Origin of the sequence: Hymenobacter caeli (genome assembly GCF_013294115.1) — a bacterium.
GTDB classification, from domain to species: Bacteria; Bacteroidota; Bacteroidia; order Cytophagales; family Hymenobacteraceae; genus Hymenobacter; species Hymenobacter caeli.
The window spans coordinates 75,930-94,453 of sequence record NZ_JABSNP010000018.1 but is presented as its reverse complement, the minus strand read 5'-3'; the positions used below and the strand labels follow the sequence as shown (position 1 = coordinate 94,453).

The 18,524-nt window shown below is 63.5% G+C and carries 19 protein-coding genes; 7 read left to right on the top strand and 12 right to left on the bottom strand.

Going from position 1 to position 18,524, the window contains the following annotated elements; all coding sequences use genetic code 11:
* Positions 1-67: 67 nt before the first annotated feature.
* Together porZ and recO are read left to right on the top strand one after the other, a co-directional pair.
* Positions 68-2,446: a type IX secretion system anionic LPS delivery protein PorZ gene (gene porZ / locus HNP98_RS17060; RefSeq protein ID WP_173811374.1), complete on the top strand. Its 2,379-nt coding sequence runs from the start codon at positions 68-70 to the stop codon at positions 2,444-2,446.
* A 125-nt stretch (positions 2,447-2,571) separates the two neighbouring features.
* Positions 2,572-3,294 (top strand): DNA repair protein RecO, encoded by a 723-nt coding sequence (gene recO / locus HNP98_RS17055; RefSeq protein ID WP_173811373.1) that lies wholly within the window; start codon positions 2,572-2,574, stop codon positions 3,292-3,294.
* 190 nt (positions 3,295-3,484) lie between these two features.
* On the opposite strand, the gene HNP98_RS17050 is transcribed toward recO, so the two are convergent.
* The 4 genes from HNP98_RS17050 to HNP98_RS17035 all read right to left on the bottom strand — a co-directional run bounded on the left by HNP98_RS17050 (position 3,485) and on the right by HNP98_RS17035 (position 7,248).
* Positions 3,485-4,450 (bottom strand): FKBP-type peptidyl-prolyl cis-trans isomerase, encoded by a 966-nt coding sequence (locus tag HNP98_RS17050; protein ID WP_173811372.1) that lies wholly within the window; start codon positions 4,448-4,450, stop codon positions 3,485-3,487.
* 105 nt (positions 4,451-4,555) lie between these two features.
* Positions 4,556-5,128 (bottom strand): FKBP-type peptidyl-prolyl cis-trans isomerase, encoded by a 573-nt coding sequence (locus HNP98_RS17045; RefSeq protein ID WP_173811371.1) that lies wholly within the window; start codon positions 5,126-5,128, stop codon positions 4,556-4,558.
* A 29-nt stretch (positions 5,129-5,157) separates the two neighbouring features.
* Positions 5,158-6,147: an FKBP-type peptidyl-prolyl cis-trans isomerase gene (locus tag HNP98_RS17040; RefSeq protein WP_173811370.1), complete on the bottom strand. Its 990-nt coding sequence runs from the start codon at positions 6,145-6,147 to the stop codon at positions 5,158-5,160.
* Positions 6,148-6,201: 54 nt separating this feature from the next.
* On the bottom strand, positions 6,202-7,248 hold the full coding sequence (locus HNP98_RS17035; protein ID WP_173811369.1) for a DHH family phosphoesterase: 1,047 nt from the start codon (positions 7,246-7,248) through the stop codon (positions 6,202-6,204).
* Positions 7,249-7,796: 548 nt separating this feature from the next.
* Here HNP98_RS17035 and HNP98_RS17030 point away from each other — a divergent pair.
* Positions 7,797-8,204: a nucleoside-diphosphate kinase gene (locus HNP98_RS17030; RefSeq protein ID WP_173811400.1), complete on the top strand. Its 408-nt coding sequence runs from the start codon at positions 7,797-7,799 to the stop codon at positions 8,202-8,204.
* Positions 8,205-8,484: 280 nt separating this feature from the next.
* Here HNP98_RS17030 and HNP98_RS17025 read toward each other — a convergent pair whose 3' ends face one another.
* Complete coding sequence (locus HNP98_RS17025) at positions 8,485-9,771, bottom strand: nucleoside permease (protein ID WP_173811368.1); 1,287 nt, start codon at positions 9,769-9,771, stop codon at positions 8,485-8,487.
* Positions 9,772-9,909: 138 nt separating this feature from the next.
* Between HNP98_RS17025 and HNP98_RS17020 the strand changes: the two genes are divergently transcribed.
* Positions 9,910-10,716, top strand: a complete 807-nt coding sequence (locus tag HNP98_RS17020) for a zinc metalloprotease (RefSeq protein WP_173811367.1) — start codon at positions 9,910-9,912, stop codon at positions 10,714-10,716.
* Between the two features lie 122 nt (positions 10,717-10,838).
* On the opposite strand, the gene HNP98_RS17015 is transcribed toward HNP98_RS17020, so the two are convergent.
* The 4 genes from HNP98_RS17015 to HNP98_RS17000 form a co-directional block, all read right to left on the bottom strand.
* On the bottom strand, positions 10,839-11,447 hold the full coding sequence (locus HNP98_RS17015) for a superoxide dismutase (protein WP_173811366.1): 609 nt from the start codon (positions 11,445-11,447) through the stop codon (positions 10,839-10,841).
* Positions 11,448-11,534: 87 nt separating this feature from the next.
* Complete coding sequence (locus HNP98_RS17010) at positions 11,535-11,969, bottom strand: nucleoside deaminase (RefSeq protein ID WP_173811365.1); 435 nt, start codon at positions 11,967-11,969, stop codon at positions 11,535-11,537.
* 57 nt (positions 11,970-12,026) lie between these two features.
* Positions 12,027-12,569 (bottom strand): hypothetical protein, encoded by a 543-nt coding sequence (locus tag HNP98_RS17005; protein ID WP_173811364.1) that lies wholly within the window; start codon positions 12,567-12,569, stop codon positions 12,027-12,029.
* A gap of 24 nt (positions 12,570-12,593) precedes the next feature.
* Positions 12,594-13,028 (bottom strand): hypothetical protein, encoded by a 435-nt coding sequence (locus HNP98_RS17000; RefSeq protein WP_173811363.1) that lies wholly within the window; start codon positions 13,026-13,028, stop codon positions 12,594-12,596.
* Between the two features lie 204 nt (positions 13,029-13,232).
* Here HNP98_RS17000 and aspS point away from each other — a divergent pair, with 204 nt between their 5' ends.
* The 3 genes from aspS (at position 13,233) to HNP98_RS16985 (ending at position 15,725) form a co-directional block, all read left to right on the top strand.
* Positions 13,233-14,996, top strand: a complete 1,764-nt coding sequence (gene aspS / locus HNP98_RS16995; RefSeq protein ID WP_173811362.1) for an aspartate--tRNA ligase — start codon at positions 13,233-13,235, stop codon at positions 14,994-14,996.
* 26 nt (positions 14,997-15,022) lie between these two features.
* Positions 15,023-15,415 (top strand): hypothetical protein, encoded by a 393-nt coding sequence (locus HNP98_RS16990; protein ID WP_173811361.1) that lies wholly within the window; start codon positions 15,023-15,025, stop codon positions 15,413-15,415.
* 97 nt (positions 15,416-15,512) lie between these two features.
* Positions 15,513-15,725 (top strand): hypothetical protein, encoded by a 213-nt coding sequence (locus HNP98_RS16985; protein WP_173811360.1) that lies wholly within the window; start codon positions 15,513-15,515, stop codon positions 15,723-15,725.
* Positions 15,726-16,225: 500 nt separating this feature from the next.
* Here HNP98_RS16985 and HNP98_RS16980 read toward each other — a convergent pair whose 3' ends face one another.
* The 3 genes from HNP98_RS16980 to nuoH are packed head-to-tail and all read right to left on the bottom strand — an operon-like array spanning position 16,226 to position 18,488.
* Entirely contained in the window at positions 16,226-16,732 is a 507-nt protein-coding gene (locus HNP98_RS16980) for an NADH-quinone oxidoreductase subunit J family protein (protein WP_173811359.1), read from the bottom strand.
* Between the two features lie 57 nt (positions 16,733-16,789).
* The gene (locus HNP98_RS16975) at positions 16,790-17,362 is read right to left on the bottom strand and encodes a NuoI/complex I 23 kDa subunit family protein (protein WP_173811358.1); all 573 of its coding nucleotides are present in this window, start codon (positions 17,360-17,362) and stop codon (positions 16,790-16,792) included.
* A gap of 31 nt (positions 17,363-17,393) precedes the next feature.
* Positions 17,394-18,488, bottom strand: a complete 1,095-nt coding sequence (nuoH, locus tag HNP98_RS16970) for an NADH-quinone oxidoreductase subunit NuoH (RefSeq protein WP_173811357.1) — start codon at positions 18,486-18,488, stop codon at positions 17,394-17,396.
* Positions 18,489-18,524: the final 36 nt, after the last annotated feature.

Below are 18,524 nucleotides of genomic sequence, written 5' to 3'. Positions count from 1 at the left end.
CCCGGCCCGGCGTTGGCAACGGCGGCGGGCCCTCCCCCCCCCAACTTCATTCCCGAAGCCCTCCTGTATGCCCCAATTTTCCCGTTTGCTGGCCGCGTTGTTGATGGTGCTGGCCCTGCGGCCGGGGGCGGCGCGGGCCCAGAGCACGGCGGGCTACGGCGACTGGCAGCTGCAGCTGCCCACCAACCGGCCCCTGTACCTGGCCGACGCGGGCAACCGGGTGTACGTGGGCACGGAAAACGCCTTTTACTTCATCGATAAAACGCTGAACACCACCCAGACGCTCTCGCGCCGCGACGGCCTGAGCGACGTGGGCGTGGCGGCCCTGGCCTACGACTCGGTGGGCAGCCAAACGGTGGTGGTGTACCGCAACAACAACGTGGACCTGCTCGGCGACGACGGCCGGGTGCGCAACCTGCCCGACATCCTGCGCAAAAACATTCAGAGCGACCGCACCATCTTCCAGGCCGCGGTGAGCGGGCGGCGGGCCTACCTGGCCACGGCGTTCGGCCTCGTGGTGCTGAACCTGGACAAGCGCGAGGTGAGCGACACCTACAGCGCCATCGGGCCCGGGGGCGCGGGCGTGCGGGTGTACGCCACGGCCGTGGCGCACGACACGCTGTTTGCCGCCACTTCGGCGGGCCTGCAGGTGGCCCGCATGGCCGACAACCTGCTCGACTACCGCAGCTGGACCGTGTACCAGCCCGTGCCGGTGGCGGCGGGGGCCTACGAGCCCTACCGCCGCCTGGCCGCGCAGGGGGCCTACGTGTACGCCACGGTGGACGGCGGGGGCACGTTCGTGTTCCGGCGGGCCGCCAACGCCTGGCAGCCGGTGAACGCGCCCTACACGTTCCGCAGCAAGCAGCTGCGCGGCTCGCCCCAGGGCCTGCTGCTGGCCGGCGACGGCTACGGCGTGTACCGGCGCGACGCCACGGGGGCGTTTCAGCTGCTGGCCGGGCCGGCGGGGCCCGGCGATTTGGTGACGGACGCGGTGTACTCGCCGCGCGACAAAAGCTACTACGTGGCCAACTACCTGGCCGGGGTGCGGCGGCTGCGCCCCGGCCAAAGCCCCGAAACCTTCGCCGCCAACGGCCCGGAAACGGGCCTGGCCTACAGCGTGCTGGCCGACGCGCACACCAACGTGGTGGACGTGTTCAGCGGGGGCTACAGCGACCGGTACCAGCCGTTGGGGTTCCACCAAGGGTTTTACGAATACGCGGCCGGGCAGTGGACGAACATCACCAGCGCGGCCCTGCCCGCGGCGAGCTACCCCGACCCGATAGACGTGTCGCGCGGGGTGCGCACCCCCGACGGCACCCTCTACGTGGGCAGCTACGGCAACGGCCTGCTGGAATGGAAGGGCCCGGGCCAGTTCCGCACCTTCACCGAGGGCACGCCCGGTAGCCCCCTGCGCCGCACCATCGACCCCAACAGCCCCGCCTACATCAGCGTGCGGGTGACGGACCTGGCCGTGGACGCCACGGGGGGCGTGTGGCTGGCCAACCAGCACCGCCAGCCGGGCCTGCCCGGCCTGTTCCGGTTCGACCCCGCCGCCGCCACCTGGAGCGCGGCCCCGTACTTCAGCGGCTCGGCGGGCAGCGGCTCCCAAAACCTCGACCGGCTGGCCATCGACGACCTGGGCCAGGTGTGGGCCTCGGAGGCCCGCCAGGGCGGCAACGGCCTGTGGGCGGTGGACCCCGCCGCCGGTGCCACGCGCAAGTTTTCGACGGCCATCGACCCCGGCACGTCCGCCGAAACGCCGCTGGCCGACATCTACGACCTGGTGAAGGACCGGCTGGGGGCCATTTGGGTGGCCACGGCCAAGGGCGTGGCCGTGCTCGACGACCCCAGCGGGGCCCAGGCGGGCACCAGCGTGTTCCGGCTGCCCATCGTGCAGCGCGGCGACGCCAGCCGTTTCCCGGTGCTGTACAGCGAGGTGGTGAAGGCCGTGGCCGTGGACGGGGCCAACCGCAAGTGGTTCGGCACCAACAACGGGCTGTGGCTGTTCAGCGCCGGCGGCGAGGAGGCCCTGCTGCACTTCACCACGCTCAACAGCCCGCTGCCGTCCAACAACATCACCGACGTGTCGGTGAACGACAAAACCGGCGAGGTGTGGGTGGCCACCGACGCGGGCGTGGTCACGTACCGCGGCGGGGCCAGCGTGACGGAGGGGGCCCCCAGCTGCGCCCAGGTGTTCCCCAACCCCGTGCGGCCCGACTTCGCGGGCCTGGTGGGCATCGGGGGCCTGGCCAACAACGCGTTGGTGAAAATAACCGACGTGGCCGGCCACCTCGTGTACGCCACCACGGCCGCCGGCGGCACCGTGACCTGGAACCTGACCGACACCGCCGGCCGCCGCGTGCATTCGGGCGTGTACCTGGTGCTCACCTCCGACGCCAACGGCCAGAACGGCTGCGTGAGCAAGGTGGCGGTGCTCTCAAAATAGGGACGAAAGCGGAAGATGCGGAAATGTTAACGAGAGTAAGGATGTTCTGCTTCCGTTCACTTTAACGTGCTCTACGGCAAACCTGAATTCATCTACTACCGCATCTTCCTTCACCCCACCTGCTTTTGTTAGTCAAGACCCGCGGCCTCGTCCTCAGCTACCTTAAATACCGCGAATCGAGCATCATTGCCCGGGTCTATACCGAGCAGCTGGGGGTGCAGAGCTACGTGGTGAACAGCGTGCGCAAGGCCAAGCCGCCCGGGCGCATCGCCTTGTTTCAGCCGTTTACGCTGCTCGAACTGGTGGCCTACACCTCGGCCCGCGGCGGCCTCACGCGGCTGGCCGAGTACCGCTGCGCCGAGCCGTTTCAAACCCTGCCCTACGACGTGGCCAAGAGCAGCGTGGTATTGTTTTTATCGGAGGTGCTGGGCCGGGCCCTGCGCGAAGAAGAAGCCGACGGGCCCCTGTTTGCGTTCCTGCACGACCACCTCCTGGCCTTCGACCGGCAGGCCACCGGCTACGAAAACTTCGCGCTGCGCTTCCTGCTGGAGCTGGCCAGCTACCTGGGGTTTGGCGTGGAGACGGGGGCCGAGCTGACCGACCAGGTGGCGATGGCCGGCCACGCGCCCACCGGCCGCACCGCCGCCACGGGCCCCGCCGTGCTGCACCTGCGCGAGTTTGCCGGCTATTTCGACGAGCTGCTGCGCGGCCCGGGCCCCAGCACCATCCCCAACGGCCGGGTGCGCCGCGAGCTGCTGGCCGTGCTGCTACGCTACTACCAGCTGCACGTGGAGCAAATGGGCGAAATCAAGTCGCTGGACATTCTCTCGCAGGTGCTGGCCGAGTGAAAACAATGAGGAATTAAGAATGAGGAATGAATAAGGGAGGAAAAAGCCGTCATGCCGAGCGCAGCCGAGGCATCTCGCGTGCAGCAGCAATCCAATCGATTGGGTTAGTTCGGCACGCGAGATGCCTCGGCTGCGCTCGGCATGACCACCCTAATTGTTAATTCCTCATTCCTCATTAATAATTAATTTCTCACTTCACGCCCACCAGCTCCACGTCGAAGCGCAGCACGGCGTTGGCGGGGATGTCGGCCCCGGCCCCGCGGGCCCCGTAGCCCAGGGGCGAGGGGATGAGCAGCACGGCCTTGCTGCCTTTGGGCAGCGCGGCGATGCCCTGGTCCCAGCCGGGGATGACCTGGCCGGTGCCGAGCGGGAAGTCAATCGGCTTGTTGTCGTGCTGGGCCGAGGCGTCGAACACCTTGCCGGTGGCCAGCAGGCTGCCTTTGTAGAGCACGCTCACGGTTTGGCCTTTTTTGGGCAGGGCCCCCTTGCCGGCGCGGGTGATGACGTAGTAGGTGCCACCGGCCGTTTTGTGGGCCACCAGCTTGTTCTTCTTCAGGTAGGCCTGGATTTGGGCGTTGTCCTTCACCAGCTGCTTGGCCGACGCGGCGGCGGCCACCTGGGCCTGCTCGGCGCGGAGCTGCTGCTCGCGGGCCATCAGCTCGTCGCGGCTCACCAGCTCGAACGTCTGGACCGACACCACGAGCACGTTGCCAGCTTTTTTGATGAACGGCGGCACGGGCTGGCCCTGAAACGACTTGGCAAACAGCGTGTCGGCCGGCAGGCGGAACACGGCGCTGTCGCCGGGCAGCAGCAGGGCCACGGCTTCTTCGAGGGTGCCGGGGGGCGGGGCGGGCAGCAGCGGAAACGGCTGCGGCCGGGGCTGCACGCGGCGGCTGTTCATCAGCAGCGAGTCGCGCCCGGTGCGGAAGTCCATGAACACGGTCAGGAACTGGCCCGCCCGGCTGGCGTACGGCGCATCGGTGGGCACGGCCAGGGCCCGGGGGGCAAAGCGCCCGTCGGGCCCCTTGCGAAACAGCCGGTACTCGATGCCGCTGGCCGTGCGGCCCGGGGCCGCCGGGGCCGGGGCTGCGGGAGTTTGGGCTGAAGCCAGGCGGCCGGCCAGCAGGGCAGCCGTCAAAATTATCCAAAAACGCATGGCAATCTTTTGAAAAAAGGGAGTGAGGCCCGGAGGCGTGTAAAAAGGCACCCCGCCCCGCGGCAAGCGCGGAGCGGGGTGCGCGGCAACCGGGCCGGTGCCCCGCTAAGGGGAGACGGTCACGATTTGCATGTCAAACAAAATCGGGGTATCGGGCGGAATGGGCCCCTGGCCGGAGGGCCCGTAGGCCAGGTACGACGGGATGAGCAGCAGCTTGCGGTCGCCCTGGCGCATGAGCGCAACGCCTTCCGACCAGCCTTGAATCAGGCTAACGGCCCCCACGGTGTAGTCGAAGCTTTTGGATGGGGCATTGTCCGACGTGTCGAACACCTTGTTCTCCGTGGCCGCGCTCACGAACTTACCGGTGTACTTCACGCTGATTTGCTTGCCGGGAGCCACCTGCGTGCCTGTCCCCGCCGTCAGCGTCACCAAGTACAGGCCCGAAGCGGTGCGCTGGTAGTTGGCGGCGGTGTAGCTGTGCCGCTTCAGGTAGCCCTGAAGGATGGTGTCGTCGATGGCCTGGTACTTCGCCTGGTGCTCCTGGGCCGCCTTCAACGCCGCGTCGTTGGCGCTGGTGTCGATGGCCGTGGAGCAGCTCCACAGCGCCGGGGTGGCGCACAGCAGCAGCAGGCTTAAAAGGCCCAGCTGGAGGCGGAAACGGGCGAGGAAGGTTTTCAAAAATAGTGAGGCCATACCAACGGCAGAACTTATTTAACGTCCACCAGCTCCACGTCGAAGCGCAGCGGCGAATTGGCCGGGATGTCGGCCCCGGCCCCCTGCTGCCCGTAGGCCAGCGTGGACGGGATGAGGAACGTGGCCTTGCTGCCTTTGTTGAGCAGCGCCACGGCCTCGTCCCAGCCCGGAATCACCTTGCCCTGGCCCAGCGGAAACGAGAACGGCGGGCCCGGGTGCTTGTCCGACGAGTCGAACACCTTGCCGTCGAGCAGCATGCCGGTGTACTTCATGGTCACCGTCTGGCCCTGCTTGGCCACGGGGCCCGCGCCGGGGGCCGTAATCTGGTAGTAGATGCCGGAAGGCGTCTTTTTCAGGCCCGTTAAGTTCTTGGCCTTCACGTAGGCTTGCAGGGTGGCGTCGTCCTTCTTCAGCTGGTCGCCGGCGAAGGCCATCATCTGGCGCTGCTGCTCGGCCATCATTTTCTGCTGCAACTCCTGCTGCATGGCCATGGCGGCCGGCTGGTCGATGAGGGCGCGGGTGGCCACGTGCAGCACCACCACGTTGCCGCTCTTCTTCAAAAACGGCGGCACGGGGCGGCCCTGGGGCTTGAACAGGGAATCGGCGTTGAAGCGGAACACGGCGCTGTCGCCGGGCTGCATCAGGGCGAAGGCCTCGTCGGGGTTGCCCTTGCGCTTCACTTCCTGCAAGGGCAGCGGCACCACCGCGCCCGCAAACTTGGTGCGGGTACTTTCGAGCACCGAGTCCTTGCCGGTGCGGGTGTCGATGTAGGCGGTCAGGAACTTGCCCACCCGGTCCTTGTAGGTCGGGTCCACGTCGCCGGTGATGTCGCGCCGCTCGTACTTGCTGCCGACCTTTTTAAAGATTTTGTATTCGATGCCCGACTTGGTTTTGGCAAAATCCCCGGACCCGCCGAGTTTGTTGCAGGCGGCGGTGGAAAACAGGAGGCCCAGCAAGCCGGCCCCCAGGGCCAGGTGCCGCCCAGAGCGGAAGGTAGAACGCATGAACGTGCTAAAGGGTAAGAAAAAAACGGTTTCGGACGCAAAGGTAAGGCCGCGCTAGGCCACGGGCGGCGCGGCCGCCACCGGCTCGCCCACGAGCTGCTCCTTGTACTGGGGCAGCAGGCCCAGGAAGCGCTCCACGGTGGCGTCGAGCGGCACGTAGCTGATGCCGCCGGCGGCGTTGTGGTGGCCGCCGCCCTCGAAGTGCAGCCGCGAGAAGTCGCTCACCGAGAAGTCGCCCACCGAGCGGAAGGAAATCTTCACCGCCGACCCGCGGTCGATGAAAATGGCGGCAAACACGATGCCCTCGATGCTGAGGGCGTAATTCACGAGGCCCTCGGTGTCGCCGGTTTTGCTGTCGTACTCGCGCAGCTCCTCCTTGGTGATGGCGATGTAAGCAGTGTTGAACTCACGGTTGACGACCAGCTTTTCCTTCAGCACGAAGCCCAGGAAGCGCAGGCGGATTTCGGTGTGCGAGTCGTAGATGCGGCGGTGCACGGCCGAAAGGTCGATGTGGGCGCTCAGCAGCTCGGCGATGATGAGGTGGACGTTGCGCGAGGTGCTGGGGTGGCGGAACGAACCGGTGTCGGTCATGATGCCCGCGTACAGGGCCTCGCCCATGGCCTTGGTAATCTCGGCTTGGCCGCCCAGGTCGCGGATGATTTCAAAAACCAGCTCGGCCGTGGCCGCCGCGCCGGGGTTCGAGAAGTTGATGTCGGCGAAGTCCTCGGGCTGCTGGTGGTGGTCGATGAGCACCTTCGTGCCGGGGGCGTTGCGCACGTATTCCCCGATTTCGTTGATGCGGCCGAGGCAGCTGAAGTCGAGGCAGAAGATGACTTCGGCCCGCTGCACCAGGTCGCGCACCTGGCGGTCGTTCTGGCGCTTGTCGTACACCACCACCTCGTCGTTGCCCGCCATCCAGCTCAGGAAGCCGGGGTAGTCGGAGGGCGTCACCACGGTCACGTGGTGGCCGTGCTGCTTGAGGTAGCCCGCCCAGGCCAGCGACGAGCCGAGGGCGTCGGCGTCGGGTTTGTGGTGGGTGGTGATGAAAACCTGGCGCGGCTGCGCCAGCAGCGCCTGTAGCTCAATAAGGGGGGTGGTCATCGGCAACGTGAGGGGCCTGGGAAAACAACTAAGGGCCGGGCCTTTAGGGCCGAGTGGGCGGCAAAAGTCGGCAGAAATCCGTTCCCAACAACCGGACGCCCCCCGAAGGTTCGCGAAAATCCGGCGAATAGCCGGGTAAACCGGGCGGGCGCAACGGCCGTTTCGCTGCCCGCCCCGCCGGTGCGCCCCGGGCAAAGGCGGCCCGCCGTTCTTTTGCGATTCGGGGAGCGGCGGCCCGCAGAGGGGCCCCCGGGCCCCGCTGGTATCGTTGCGGGCCCCGGCCGTTTAGCATTATTACGGGTAGCGCCGCGGTGCCACGGGCCCGGCCGCCGCCGCCGCGCACCCGCGGCCGGGCCCGGCCCAAACCGTGGGCCCGGGCCCTAAAAAAAAATGTTTCGGGGCCGCAATTTTCGGTCCGGGCCCCGGGCCGGCCGGCTTGGCCCGTGGCTTGGCCGGCCCGCCGCGCGGCCACGGGGGTGGGTGCCGGCCCGGGATGCGGTAGTTTTGCGGCTTCATTTCTCACTCTTCATTTGAATTCCCCTTTCCCAATGGCCACCAACCGCACGTTCACAATGATTAAGCCCGACGCCGTCCAGGAAAACCACATCGGTGGCATCCTGGGCATGATGGAGGCCGGCGGCTTCCGCGTCGTGGAGCTTCAGAAAATTGCCCTCACCGCCGAGCGCGCCGGCGAGTTTTACGCCGTGCACAAGGAGCGCCCCTTCTACCAAGACCTCGTCAAGTACATGTCGAGCGGCCCCATCGTGGCCGCCGTGCTCGAGAAAGACAACGCCGTGGCCGACTTCCGCACCCTCATCGGGGCCACCAACCCGGCCCAGGCCGCCGAGGGCACCATCCGGAAGAAGTACGCCAAGAGCATCGAAGCCAACGCCGTGCACGGCTCCGATTCCGACGAAAACGCCCAAATCGAAGCCGATTTCTTCTTCGGTAAATAGATGAGCGCCCGGGGCCCTCGCTGGTCCGGTTATTCACGAAAAACCCGCGCTGCGACTAGCAGAGCGGGTTTTTTATTTACCGAAAATAGACCTTTTTTGTACCAAATTTGTATTGACGAGCTTACACACGCGGCGAAACTGCTCAGGAAGTCGCTGCAATCAATTGGTCTGTCGTGCTCATCTGGCGTACGCGCAGTATGACCGCTTCCACGGCTTCCTAAACAGTTTCGACTTGACCCAATGCGGTTTGGCTCCGCTGTCCCGCTAGTGGACTTGCAGCCTACGCCTGCTCAACGGAAAGGAACGCGCCAGCGGCCACGCTTTCGGTGGCGGGCTGCGGCTCGTGCTTGTGCTTGAACAGGAAGACGAACAGCACGGCGATGCCCAGCGCGTAGAGCGCAAACGTCAGCCAGATGCCGTGCCAGTCCTTGGCTCCGTCGGCGTAGGTGAAGTATTTTTCAATCATAATGCCGCTGAGCGAGCTGCCCAGCACGGCCCCAAACCCGTTGGTCATCATCATGAACAGGCCCTGGGCGCTGGCCCGCATGGCCGGGTCGGCCTGGTTTTCGACGAACAGAGAGCCGGAAATGTTGAAGAAGTCGAAGGCCATGCCGTACACGATGCACGACAAAATAATCATCCACAGGCCGGTGCCGGGGTCGCCGTAGGCAAACAGGCCGAAGCGCAGCACCCAGGCCACCATGCTGAACAGCATCACCTGCTTGATGCCGAACCGCTTGAAAAAGAAGGGGATGGCCAGGATGAACAGCGTCTCCGAAATCTGGGAGATGGACATGATGATGGCCGGGTAGCGCACCGCCAGCGTGCTCTTGTAGGCGGGCGCGGTGGCAAAGTCGTGCAAAAAAGTGTCGCCGTAGGCGTTGGTGAGCTGCAAGGCCCCGCCCAACAGCAGGGCGAAGACAAAGAACACCGCCATTTTGGGGTCCTTAAACAACGTGAACGACTTCAGCCCCAAGGCGTAAACCAGGCCTTTGCTCGGGCTGCTGCCCAGCTGCGGCGGGCACTTGGGCAGCGTGAACGAGTACAGGCCCAGCAGGAACGAGGCCCCCGCCGCCACGTAAAACTGGTTCGCCGACGTTTCGAAGTGCAGCAGGCTCACGGTCCAGAGCGCCACGATGAACCCGATGGTGCCCCAGACCCGGATGGGCGGGTAGTCCTTGAGCACGTCCCGCCCCTCCTTTTTGAGCGCCGAGTAGGCCACGGCAATCGACAGGGCCAGGGTGGGCATGTAGCAAACCATGTTCAGCAGCATCACCCAAAACATGGTCGCTGGGTTGTTGACCAGGGGCACCGTGAACAGCACCACGCCGCCCAGCAGGTGCAGCACGCCGTAGAGCTTCTCGGCGTTCACCCACTTATCGGCCACAATGCCCATCAGCGAGGGCATGAAGATGGCGGCAATGCCCATCGTGGAAAAGATGGCCCCGAACTGCGCGCCCGACCAGTGCTGGGTTTGAAACCAGTACGCCCCGATGGTTATCAGCCACGAGCCCCAAATAAAAAACTGGAGGAAACTCATCACGATAAGGCGCAGCTTGGTAGTCATGCGAAGTAAGCTTAAAAGAAAAGTAAAGGCTCTTGCGCCTAAAGTTACATTAGAAATAAAACAGGCCCTGGCACGCGTCGTCGGCGCGATTTAAGATAGAAAATCGACTATATTTCCGCTCGCCTCCCCCCGCCCACCATGAAAAACGATACCCGCCGCTTGGTCTTCGTAGCCGTTTGCTTGTACACGGCGGCCTTTCTGGTCACGGTGCTGCTGCACGAACTGGCCCACGCGCTGATGGCGCTGGCGGTCGGGGTGCACCCAATCCTGTTCGATTCGCACGTGGATACGCCGCCCGCCGGGCCCCGGCGGGAAATACTCATCGCCCTGGCCGGGCCAGTATTCAGCCTCGTGCAGGGCGTAATAATGCTGGGAATCACGGTCCGGGGGCGCGGCACGGGGGCCGGGGCCCTGTTCGGGCTATTTTTGGGCGAGTTCGGAATCATAAATTTCCTGGGCTACGTGATGACCGGCCCGGTGGTGGACTACGGCGACATAGGCCAGGCCGAAAAGCTGCTGGGCGTGCCCCTCGCGGCGGCTATCGCGGCGGCGGTAGCGGCGGCCGTGGTCGTGACGCTGGCCGTGCGGGCCACGGCCCCGCTGTTTATGCGCTTTGTGCCCGCCGCTGCGCCCGGGGCCCCGCCCGACGTGGTGAAGGCGCAAAAGCGGCGTTACTTACGGCCCTTATTAGTTTGGCCCTGGCTGCTGGGCTCTATCCTTATTACGGCCTTGGCGTGGCCTGTGCCCACCTTGCTTAGCTTAATTTACCCGCCTTTGAGCAGCATGGTGTTGGGCGCCGCGTTTGGGGCCGCCGTCGGCCGGGCCGACCTGCTGGGGGCCCCGGCCGCGCCGGCCTTAATGCGGGGGCCGCTGTGGAGGCCCCTGCTGGCGCTGGGCATTGCGGCTGCGGCGAGCCGGCTGCTGGCAACCGGAGTGCGGTTGTGAACCCGCGCTGGGTGGCAAAAACACGCTTCCTAAAAGTCAATAACAGACCGGCTGAAGCCCATGAAAAAGCCCGCTTCCGGGCAGGACGCGGGCTTTTTAGCAAACCAGGAAAGTGGTGGTAGCTATTTCGCGTCGGCGAAGCGCTTGTTCACCTCGTCCCAGTTGATGAGGTTGAAGAAGGCGGCCACGTAGTCGGGCCGGCGGTTCTGGTACTTGAGGTAGTAGGCGTGCTCCCACACGTCGAGGCCCAGGATGGGCATGCCCTTGCAGCCGGTGTCGGGCATCAGGGGGTTGTCCTGGTTGGGCGTCGAACAGATTTGCACCGAGCCGTCGGCCTGCTTGCACAGCCAAGCCCAGCCCGAGCCGAAGCGCGTGGTGGCGGCCTTGGCGAACTCGGTTTTAAAGTTGTCGTAGCTGCCAAACGCCTTCGTGATGGCCTCGCCCACGGCCCCGGTGGGCTGCCCGCCGCCGCTGGGCGAGAGGACGGTCCACCACAGCGAGTGGTTCCAGTGGCCGCCGCCGTTGTTGCGCACCGCGGGGGGCGCGGCGGCGATGCCGTGCAGGATTTCCTCGAGGGACTGGTTCTCCATGGCCGTGCCGGCCACGGCCGCGTTCAGGTTCGTGACGTAGGCCTGGTGGTGCTTCGTGTGGTGAATCTCCATCGTCTGCGCGTCGAAGGTGGGTTCCAGCGCGTCGTAGGCGTAGGGCAGCTTGGGCAGTTCGAAAGCCATGGGTGAAAAGGGTAAGGGTGAAAAAATGGTTGCCGATATAACCGCCGGGGCCCCGCGGGGTTGCCGGCGGCGCGGCCACCAAAGGTATCATCCCTTACGTTTGGCACGGAAAAACGACTGCATTAAAGCGGCGCACTCGGTGGCCCGCACGCCACCGCGCAGCTCGGTGCGCGGGTGCAACAAGGGCCCGTGCCGCCGGAAGCCGGTTTTTAGCTCTTCGGCCCCGTACACCACGGCCCGCAGCTGGGCCCAGGCGCTGGCCCCGGCGCACATCACGCAGGGCTCCACGGTCACGTAGAGGGTGCAGTCGGCCAGGTATTTGTTGCCCAGGTGGTTGGCGGCGGCCGTCAGGGCCAGCATCTCGGCGTGGGCCGTCACGTCGCGCAGGCGCTCGGTCTGGTTGTGGCCCCGGCCGATGACCTGATTTTCAAAGACGACCACCGCGCCGATGGGAATTTCGCCGGCCGCCAGCGCGGCCTGGGCTTCTCGCAACGCCTGAGCCATGAAGTCGTCGTCGGTCATGGCGCGCAAGGTTTCGCGAGGTAAAAAATAGGTTTCGCGAATAGGGCCCCGGGGGCCCTACTTCAGCACGATGGCCCCCATTACGGCCTGGGCCACGGGCTGCCACTGGGCCTGCTCATTGGCCGGCGCGTCGAAGGTGAACACGTACATCTGGTCGTTCACCACGGTGTACTGCACGGCCTGGTACTTGCGGATGGACGCCAGCTGCTCGCCGCGCCGCGTGTCGGCCACGGTGGACACAAATTCGAACGACGCGAAGCTGTGCCCGTGCACCTGGCGCACTTCCTGCTTAATGAACTCCACTTTCGAGTACAGGCGCTGGATGCTGGCCTTGTATATCTGGAGCAGCACGTTGTAGTCGGGGGCCTGGAAATCGGTAGGCCGCACGGCCACGCTGTAGTCGACGCGGCCGTTGGGGCTGCTGTACACGGCCAGGGGCTTGCGGGCGGCGGGGTACTTGGCGGCGATGCCGTCGTCGGGCAGGGGCGCGAAGCCCTCGGGCACGCCCACCGTCAGGCCGGGTAGCTTGGTGGTAACGAGCTTGGGGCCCGGCGCGAAACCGGCCAGGCCCAGCACAAGCAGCAGCGAAAATATTTTCATGAACGAGAAATAAGCGGCCGAAAACTACTGGCGCACCGCGGGGTACTTCACGCGCACCTTCTTCCAGTACACGTAATTGCCGGTTTTGGCCTCGACCAGGTACGTGCCGGCCGGGATTTTGCCCAGCTCCACGGGGGCCCCGGTGTTGTTGGCTGGGTCGAGCGGGGTGGTGTAGATGACGCGGTTTTTGTAGTCCGTCATCGTGAGTACGCCCGGCTTGGTGAACTGCTGGGTGAAGCTGAGCATGATGCTCGGCGAGTTGGGCTTGGGGAAAATATCGATGCCCGAGAGTGTTTCCACGCGCTTCACGGGGCCGTCGAGGGTCACGGTGCCGGGCGTGCCTTTGGTCTTGATGATGACGGCATCGTCCTTGGCTTTGGCCTTGACTTTGGTTTGGGCCTGGGCCGCGCCAGCCGCCAGCAGGGCCCCGGCGAGGGCGAAAACAGAAAGGAATTTCATGGTCGGTATAGAGATGGTTGCTGCAACAAAGGAACGCAGTTGCCGCTGGCCTTTGCATACTCCGTACCAAAGTCTCCGTACCAAAGTTGTGCCTGCCGGCGCACAGCCCCGCCGCAGGCCTGCTACCTTCGCACCAGAAAGAAGCGGGGGCGGAACCCCAAAAAATCCGTTAAATCCGTTAAAAATCCGTTAAATCTGCGGTCCATGCTCCGAACCCACACCTGCGGCGAACTCCGCACCGAACACATTGGCCAAACCGTTACGCTCTGCGGCTGGGTGCAGCGCACCCGCGACAAGGGCGGCATTGCCTGGGTGGACCTGCGCGACCGCTACGGCCTCACCCAGCTGGCCCTGGAAGAAGGCGTGGAAACCGACGCCGTGCGCGACCAGGCCCGCCACCTCGGCCGCGAGTACGTAGTATCGGTGACCGGCCAGGTGGCCGAGCGCCACTCCAAAAACGACAAGCTGCCCACCGGAGCCATCGAAATCCGGGTCGAGAAGCTGGACGTGCTCAACCCCGCCAAGGTGCCGCCCTTTCTGATTGAGGATGATACCGACGGCGGCGACGACCTGCGGATGAAGTACCGCTACCTCGACCTGCGCCGCAACCCCGTGCGCAACAACCTGATGCTGCGCCACCGCATGGCCCAGGCCGTGCGCCGCTACCTCGACGGCCAGGACTTCATCGAAGTCGAAACCCCGGTGCTCATCAAGTCCACGCCCGAAGGGGCCCGGGATTTCGTGGTGCCCTCGCGCATGAACCCCGGCGAGTTCTACGCCCTGCCGCAGTCGCCCCAAACGTTCAAGCAGCTGCTGATGGTGTCGGGCTTCGACCGCTACTTCCAGATTGTGAAGTGCTTCCGCGACGAAGACCTGCGGGCCGACCGCCAGCCCGAATTCACGCAGATTGACTGCGAAATGGCCTTCGTGACCCAGGAAGACATCCTGAACACCTTCGAAGGCCTGGTGCGCTACCTGTTCAAGGAAATCAAAAACCTCGACTTCCCCACCGTGCCCCGCATGACCTACGCCGACGCCATGCGCGACTACGGCAACGACAAGCCCGACACGCGCTTCGAAATGAAGTTCGTGGACCTGACCGACACGGTGAAAGGCCAGGGCTTCCCCGTGTTCGACAGCGCCGAAGTGGTGCTGGGCATCAACGCCATCACCTGCGCCGCCTACACCCGCAAGCAGCTCGACGAGCTGACCGACTTTGTGAAGCGCCCGCAAATCGGGGCCACCGGCCTCATCTACGCCCGCGTGGAAGCCGACGGCCAGGTAAAATCGTCGGTCGATAAGTTTTACTCGCAGGACGAGCTGCGCAAGTGGAGCGCCGCCCTGAACGCCAACCCCGGCGACCTGCTGCTGCTGCTGGCGGGCCCCGACGCCAAAACCCGCAAGGCCCTGAGCGAGCTGCGCCTCGAAATGGGCCAGCGCCTGGGCCTGCGCGCCAAAGACACGTTCTCGCCGCTGTGGGTGGTCGATTTCCCGCTGCTCGAATTCCTTGAAGAGGAGGGCCGCTACTTCGCCATGCACCACCCCTTCACCTCGCCTAAGCCCGACGACCTGGCCCTGCTCGACAACCCCGCCACCATCGGCCAGGCCCGCGCCAATGCCTACGACCTGGTAATCAACGGCGTGGAAGTGGGCGGCGGCTCCATCCGCATCCACGACCGGGCCGTGCAGGCCCGCATGTTCGGCCTGCTCGGCTTCTCGCCCGAAGAGGCCCAGGCCCAGTTCGGCTTTTTGCTCGACGCCTTCGAGTACGGGGCCCCGCCCCACGGCGGCATCGCCTTCGGCTTCGACCGCCTCTGCTCCCTCTTCGGCGGGGCCGACTCCATCCGCGACTTCATCGCCTTCCCCAAAAACAACTCCGGCCGCGACGTAATGATTGACTCGCCCTCGCCCATCTCCGGGGCCCAGCTGAAGGAGCTGAGTATTAAGACAGACGTGGTAGCGAAGTAGCAGAACGTAATCTTATCCATTAGCTGATGAGACTTGATTTGGAGCAGCAATTCATTAAGCGGTTCGTGCTTAGAGCAAAGCAAGACCGGTACTTGGGGTTCATTGAAAATCCAAAGCGACGCGGAACGTTCTTAGGAATGCTTTACCATGGCCAAGACTTAGATACTCGGCGATTTCAAGACTTGCGAGGTGCTGGCATATATGAGACAGATGCCATTCTTGAAAAAGCTCATTCGCTAAAAAATGGCGATAAATGCTACATTATTTCGGTCAATAAAGAATTAGATGGTCAAGAAATGTCTTTGACTGAAGCCATCAAAAAAATAATTAATCGAGAAGGTACTTTGCTCCTGTTCGGAGACGTTGTAGGAGCTTATTGGCAGGGTGAGCCTCCTTATAATCGTTACTTAAGTTTGTGAGGCGACAGAAACGGTAGAAAAGCCAAAGCGGCGACTGATACATCAGTCGCCGCTTTGGCTTTTCTTTAATGGCCTAGCTATTGCGTAGCTTCACACCGTGCCCTTCCGCCGCGCCCGCACCGCTCACCACGCCGGTACTCACGAGCAGGCGGCAGAATATTACGCCCAAAACCAGCCCGCTACGCCCGCCGAGCGCCTGCGGGCCGCTGCCTACCTCAACAGCGCCGCGTTCGGTTACGACCTGAATAATCCGCCCCGGCTCGGCCGGACGGCGTTTGCCACGCGCCGGCACGCCTACCGGAATGGGTAAGATGTTTGGCTAGCGTGAATTCAGCAGCCAAAAACGATTTTTCAATCGCCGGCTTTTGCCGTGCGTTGGTGCCGTAAAGAACGAGGTTCGCCGGGTTATTGGGGACATCTAACGAAGGTCAAAATCCGCTGGGGCCCCGACTCAGTAGGTTTGAGCAGTTATCCACTCAAACACCTCTCGTCCGTGACTAAATTCTCCGCTTTCGCCGCCATTGTACTCTTCTGGGTAATGTTGAGCTTTTCGCTGATGCGTTTACAGCTCACGGCTTCGCCGATTTATAAAGTACGGGTCGCGCACCGGTCGATGGCAATTGGCACCGCCCGAGTTGCCGCTGTCAATCATTTCCGCACCAATAACTATAATTAAAAATTGCCCGAATTAATCGGGTTTTATTTAATTCTTGTCGGCTTATCGTTCGTTTACTTATTCTACTGCATGCTGTATTAACAAAAAGAGCCGCGTCGTCAGGACGCGGCTCTTTTTGTTGTGCTAAAGAGTGGTTAGAAATTACGCTCGCCCGTTTCGCGCTTGCCCAACATCACCGAGCCTACCATCGCGGCCAGCAGCAAAATGGAGGCCAGTTCAAACGGCAGCTGGTACTGTTGGAACAGCACTAGGCCCAACTTGTCCACCATGCCCACTTGGGAGTTGAAGGTAGCGGCGTTGTAGCCCGCCGGCTGCACACCGCGCAGGGCCGCCACGAGCACCAGCAGCAGCATCCCGCCGGCAATGGTGGCCGCTACTTTGGCCAGCAAGGGCTTCTGGGGCTCGGTGGCTTCGTTCAGGTTCAGGAACATGATAACGAACAGGAACAGCACCATGATGGCCCCGGCGTATACGATGATGTTCACGGCGGCCAGGAACTGGGCGTTCAGCAGCAGGTAGTGGCCCGAGAGCGTGAAGAACGTGAGGATGAGGAACAACACGCTGTGCACCGGGTTTTTGGTCAGCACCACGCCCAGCGCACTCAACAGGGCCACGAACGAGAGAAAGAGAAAGAGGGACATGGGGAAGCGGGGCTGCCGGGCGTAAGAAATACGACCGGGCAAAAATAGAAAATGCGGCTAAGCCGTTTGCAGCTGGCCGCGCAATTTATCGGCCTGCTCGGGCGTAAGCTGGATGCCGCGCTTCGAGCGGGTATCGGGCGACACGGGCTCCACGAGGCGGTCTTTGCCATAAATAAACTCGTCGCGCTCGAAGCGCGGCGGGGCCATCTTGTCGGCTTGCAGGTACACGGCGGCTTTGGGGCAGGCCTCTTCGCACAGGCCGCAGAAGATGCAGCGCAGCATGTTAATCTCGTAGCTAACGGCGTATTTCTCCTCGCGGTAGAGGTTCTGCTCGCCTTTTTTGCGCTCACCGGCCACCATCGTAATGGCTTCGGCGGGGCAAGCCACGGCGCACAGGCCGCAGGCCGTGCAGCGCTCGCGGCCCTGCTCGTCGCGCTTCAGCACGTGCAGGCCCCGGAACACGGGCGAAAACGGCCGCGTCTCCTCCGGGTAGCGGATGGTGGCCTTCTTCATAAAGAAGTGGCGCAGTGTGATGCTCAGGCCCTGAAAAATAGCCGGCAGGTAAGCCCGCTCGGCCAGCGTCATCGGCTTCTTCTCCAGGATTTTGGCGCGGTTGCTGAGGGATTGCATATGTCGGGTCGGAAAACGGAAGCAGCGGGGATTACTTGATTACGCCAAACGTAATCAGGCCCCCCGTGAGCAGGATGTTGAAAATAGCCAGCGGGATGAGAATCGTCCAGCCCAGGCGCATCAGCTGGTCGTAGCGGAAGCGGGGCAACGTCCAACGCACCCACATGAAGAAGAAAATGCCCGTGAAAATTTTCGAGAACATGGCCACCACGCCCATCAGTACGAACACGTTGTGCGCCCAATCAGGTGAGAGGCTGGTCTTGGTGGTCAGGAAATCGAGGAACTCGTACTGGAACGGGTAGTTGAACCCGCCGAAGTACAGCACCGACATCACGGCCGTGACCACGATGATGTTGATGTATTCGGCAAACAGGTACAGGCCCAGTTTCATCGAGCTATACTCGGTGTGGTAGCCGCCCACCAGCTCAGTTTCGCACTCGGGCAGGTCGAAGGGCGTACGGTTGGTTTCGGCAAAGGCGCAAACCAGGAAAATAATGAAGCCAATGGGCTGCTTGAACACGTTCCAAGTGAAGATGTCGCCGAGGTGCCAGCCGTTCGGGTGCGTTTGCTGCAAGGTGATTTCGCGCAGCGAGAGCGTGCCCGACATCATCAGTACCGCAATCAGGGCCAGGCCCATCGCCAGCTCGTAGCTGATGTTTTGCGAAGCGGCCCGGATGGCCCCCAGCAGCGAAAACTTGTTGTTGGACGCCCAGCCGCCAATCATGACGCCGTACACGCCCAGCGACACGATGCCGAACACGTAGAGCATGCCCACGTTGATTTCAATGCCTTGCAAGTGCACCACCGTGCTGCCGAACTGCACCGCGTTGCCAAACGGAATGACGGCCGACGACATCAGGGCCGTGGTCATGGCTAGGCAGGGCCCGAAAGTGAACAACGCCTTGCTGGCCCCACCGGGAAAAAATTCCTCCTTGGTGAACATCTTCACGGCGTCGGCCAGGGGCTGGGCCAAGCCATAGGGGCCGGCGCGGTCGGGGCCCACCCGGTCTTGCAGAAAGGCGGCAATCACGCGCTCGGCGTAGGTGCAGTAGGTGGCAATCAGCAGCGAGAGGCCGAAGATGACCAGGATGACGAGGCCTTGCCAGCCCAGGGTTTCAAAAGTCATGTTTTTAATTGTTTGTTGGTTTAATGGTTAAATTGT

Coding starts and splice junctions, on each gene's coding strand:
- HNP98_RS17005 (WP_173811364.1), bottom strand. CDS start 12,569: ATGAAAATATTTTCGCTGCTGCTTGTGCTGGGCCTGGCCGGTTTCGCG.
- HNP98_RS17040 (WP_173811370.1), bottom strand. CDS start 6,147: ATGCGTTCTACCTTCCGCTCTGGGCGGCACCTGGCCCTGGGGGCCGGC.
- HNP98_RS17030 (WP_173811400.1), top strand. CDS start 7,797: ATGGCCACCAACCGCACGTTCACAATGATTAAGCCCGACGCCGTCCAG.
- HNP98_RS17050 (WP_173811372.1), bottom strand. CDS start 4,450: ATGCGTTTTTGGATAATTTTGACGGCTGCCCTGCTGGCCGGCCGCCTG.
- HNP98_RS17010 (WP_173811365.1), bottom strand. CDS start 11,969: ATGACCGACGACGACTTCATGGCTCAGGCGTTGCGAGAAGCCCAGGCC.
- HNP98_RS16990 (WP_173811361.1), top strand. CDS start 15,023: ATGAGACTTGATTTGGAGCAGCAATTCATTAAGCGGTTCGTGCTTAGA.
- porZ (WP_173811374.1), top strand. CDS start 68: ATGCCCCAATTTTCCCGTTTGCTGGCCGCGTTGTTGATGGTGCTGGCC.
- aspS (WP_173811362.1), top strand. CDS start 13,233: ATGCTCCGAACCCACACCTGCGGCGAACTCCGCACCGAACACATTGGC.
- HNP98_RS17035 (WP_173811369.1), bottom strand. CDS start 7,248: ATGACCACCCCCCTTATTGAGCTACAGGCGCTGCTGGCGCAGCCGCGC.
- HNP98_RS16980 (WP_173811359.1), bottom strand. CDS start 16,732: ATGTCCCTCTTTCTCTTTCTCTCGTTCGTGGCCCTGTTGAGTGCGCTG.
- HNP98_RS16975 (WP_173811358.1), bottom strand. CDS start 17,362: ATGCAATCCCTCAGCAACCGCGCCAAAATCCTGGAGAAGAAGCCGATG.
- HNP98_RS17000 (WP_173811363.1), bottom strand. CDS start 13,028: ATGAAATTCCTTTCTGTTTTCGCCCTCGCCGGGGCCCTGCTGGCGGCT.
- HNP98_RS17025 (WP_173811368.1), bottom strand. CDS start 9,771: ATGACTACCAAGCTGCGCCTTATCGTGATGAGTTTCCTCCAGTTTTTT.
- nuoH (WP_173811357.1), bottom strand. CDS start 18,488: ATGACTTTTGAAACCCTGGGCTGGCAAGGCCTCGTCATCCTGGTCATC.
- HNP98_RS17020 (WP_173811367.1), top strand. CDS start 9,910: ATGAAAAACGATACCCGCCGCTTGGTCTTCGTAGCCGTTTGCTTGTAC.
- HNP98_RS17015 (WP_173811366.1), bottom strand. CDS start 11,447: ATGGCTTTCGAACTGCCCAAGCTGCCCTACGCCTACGACGCGCTGGAA.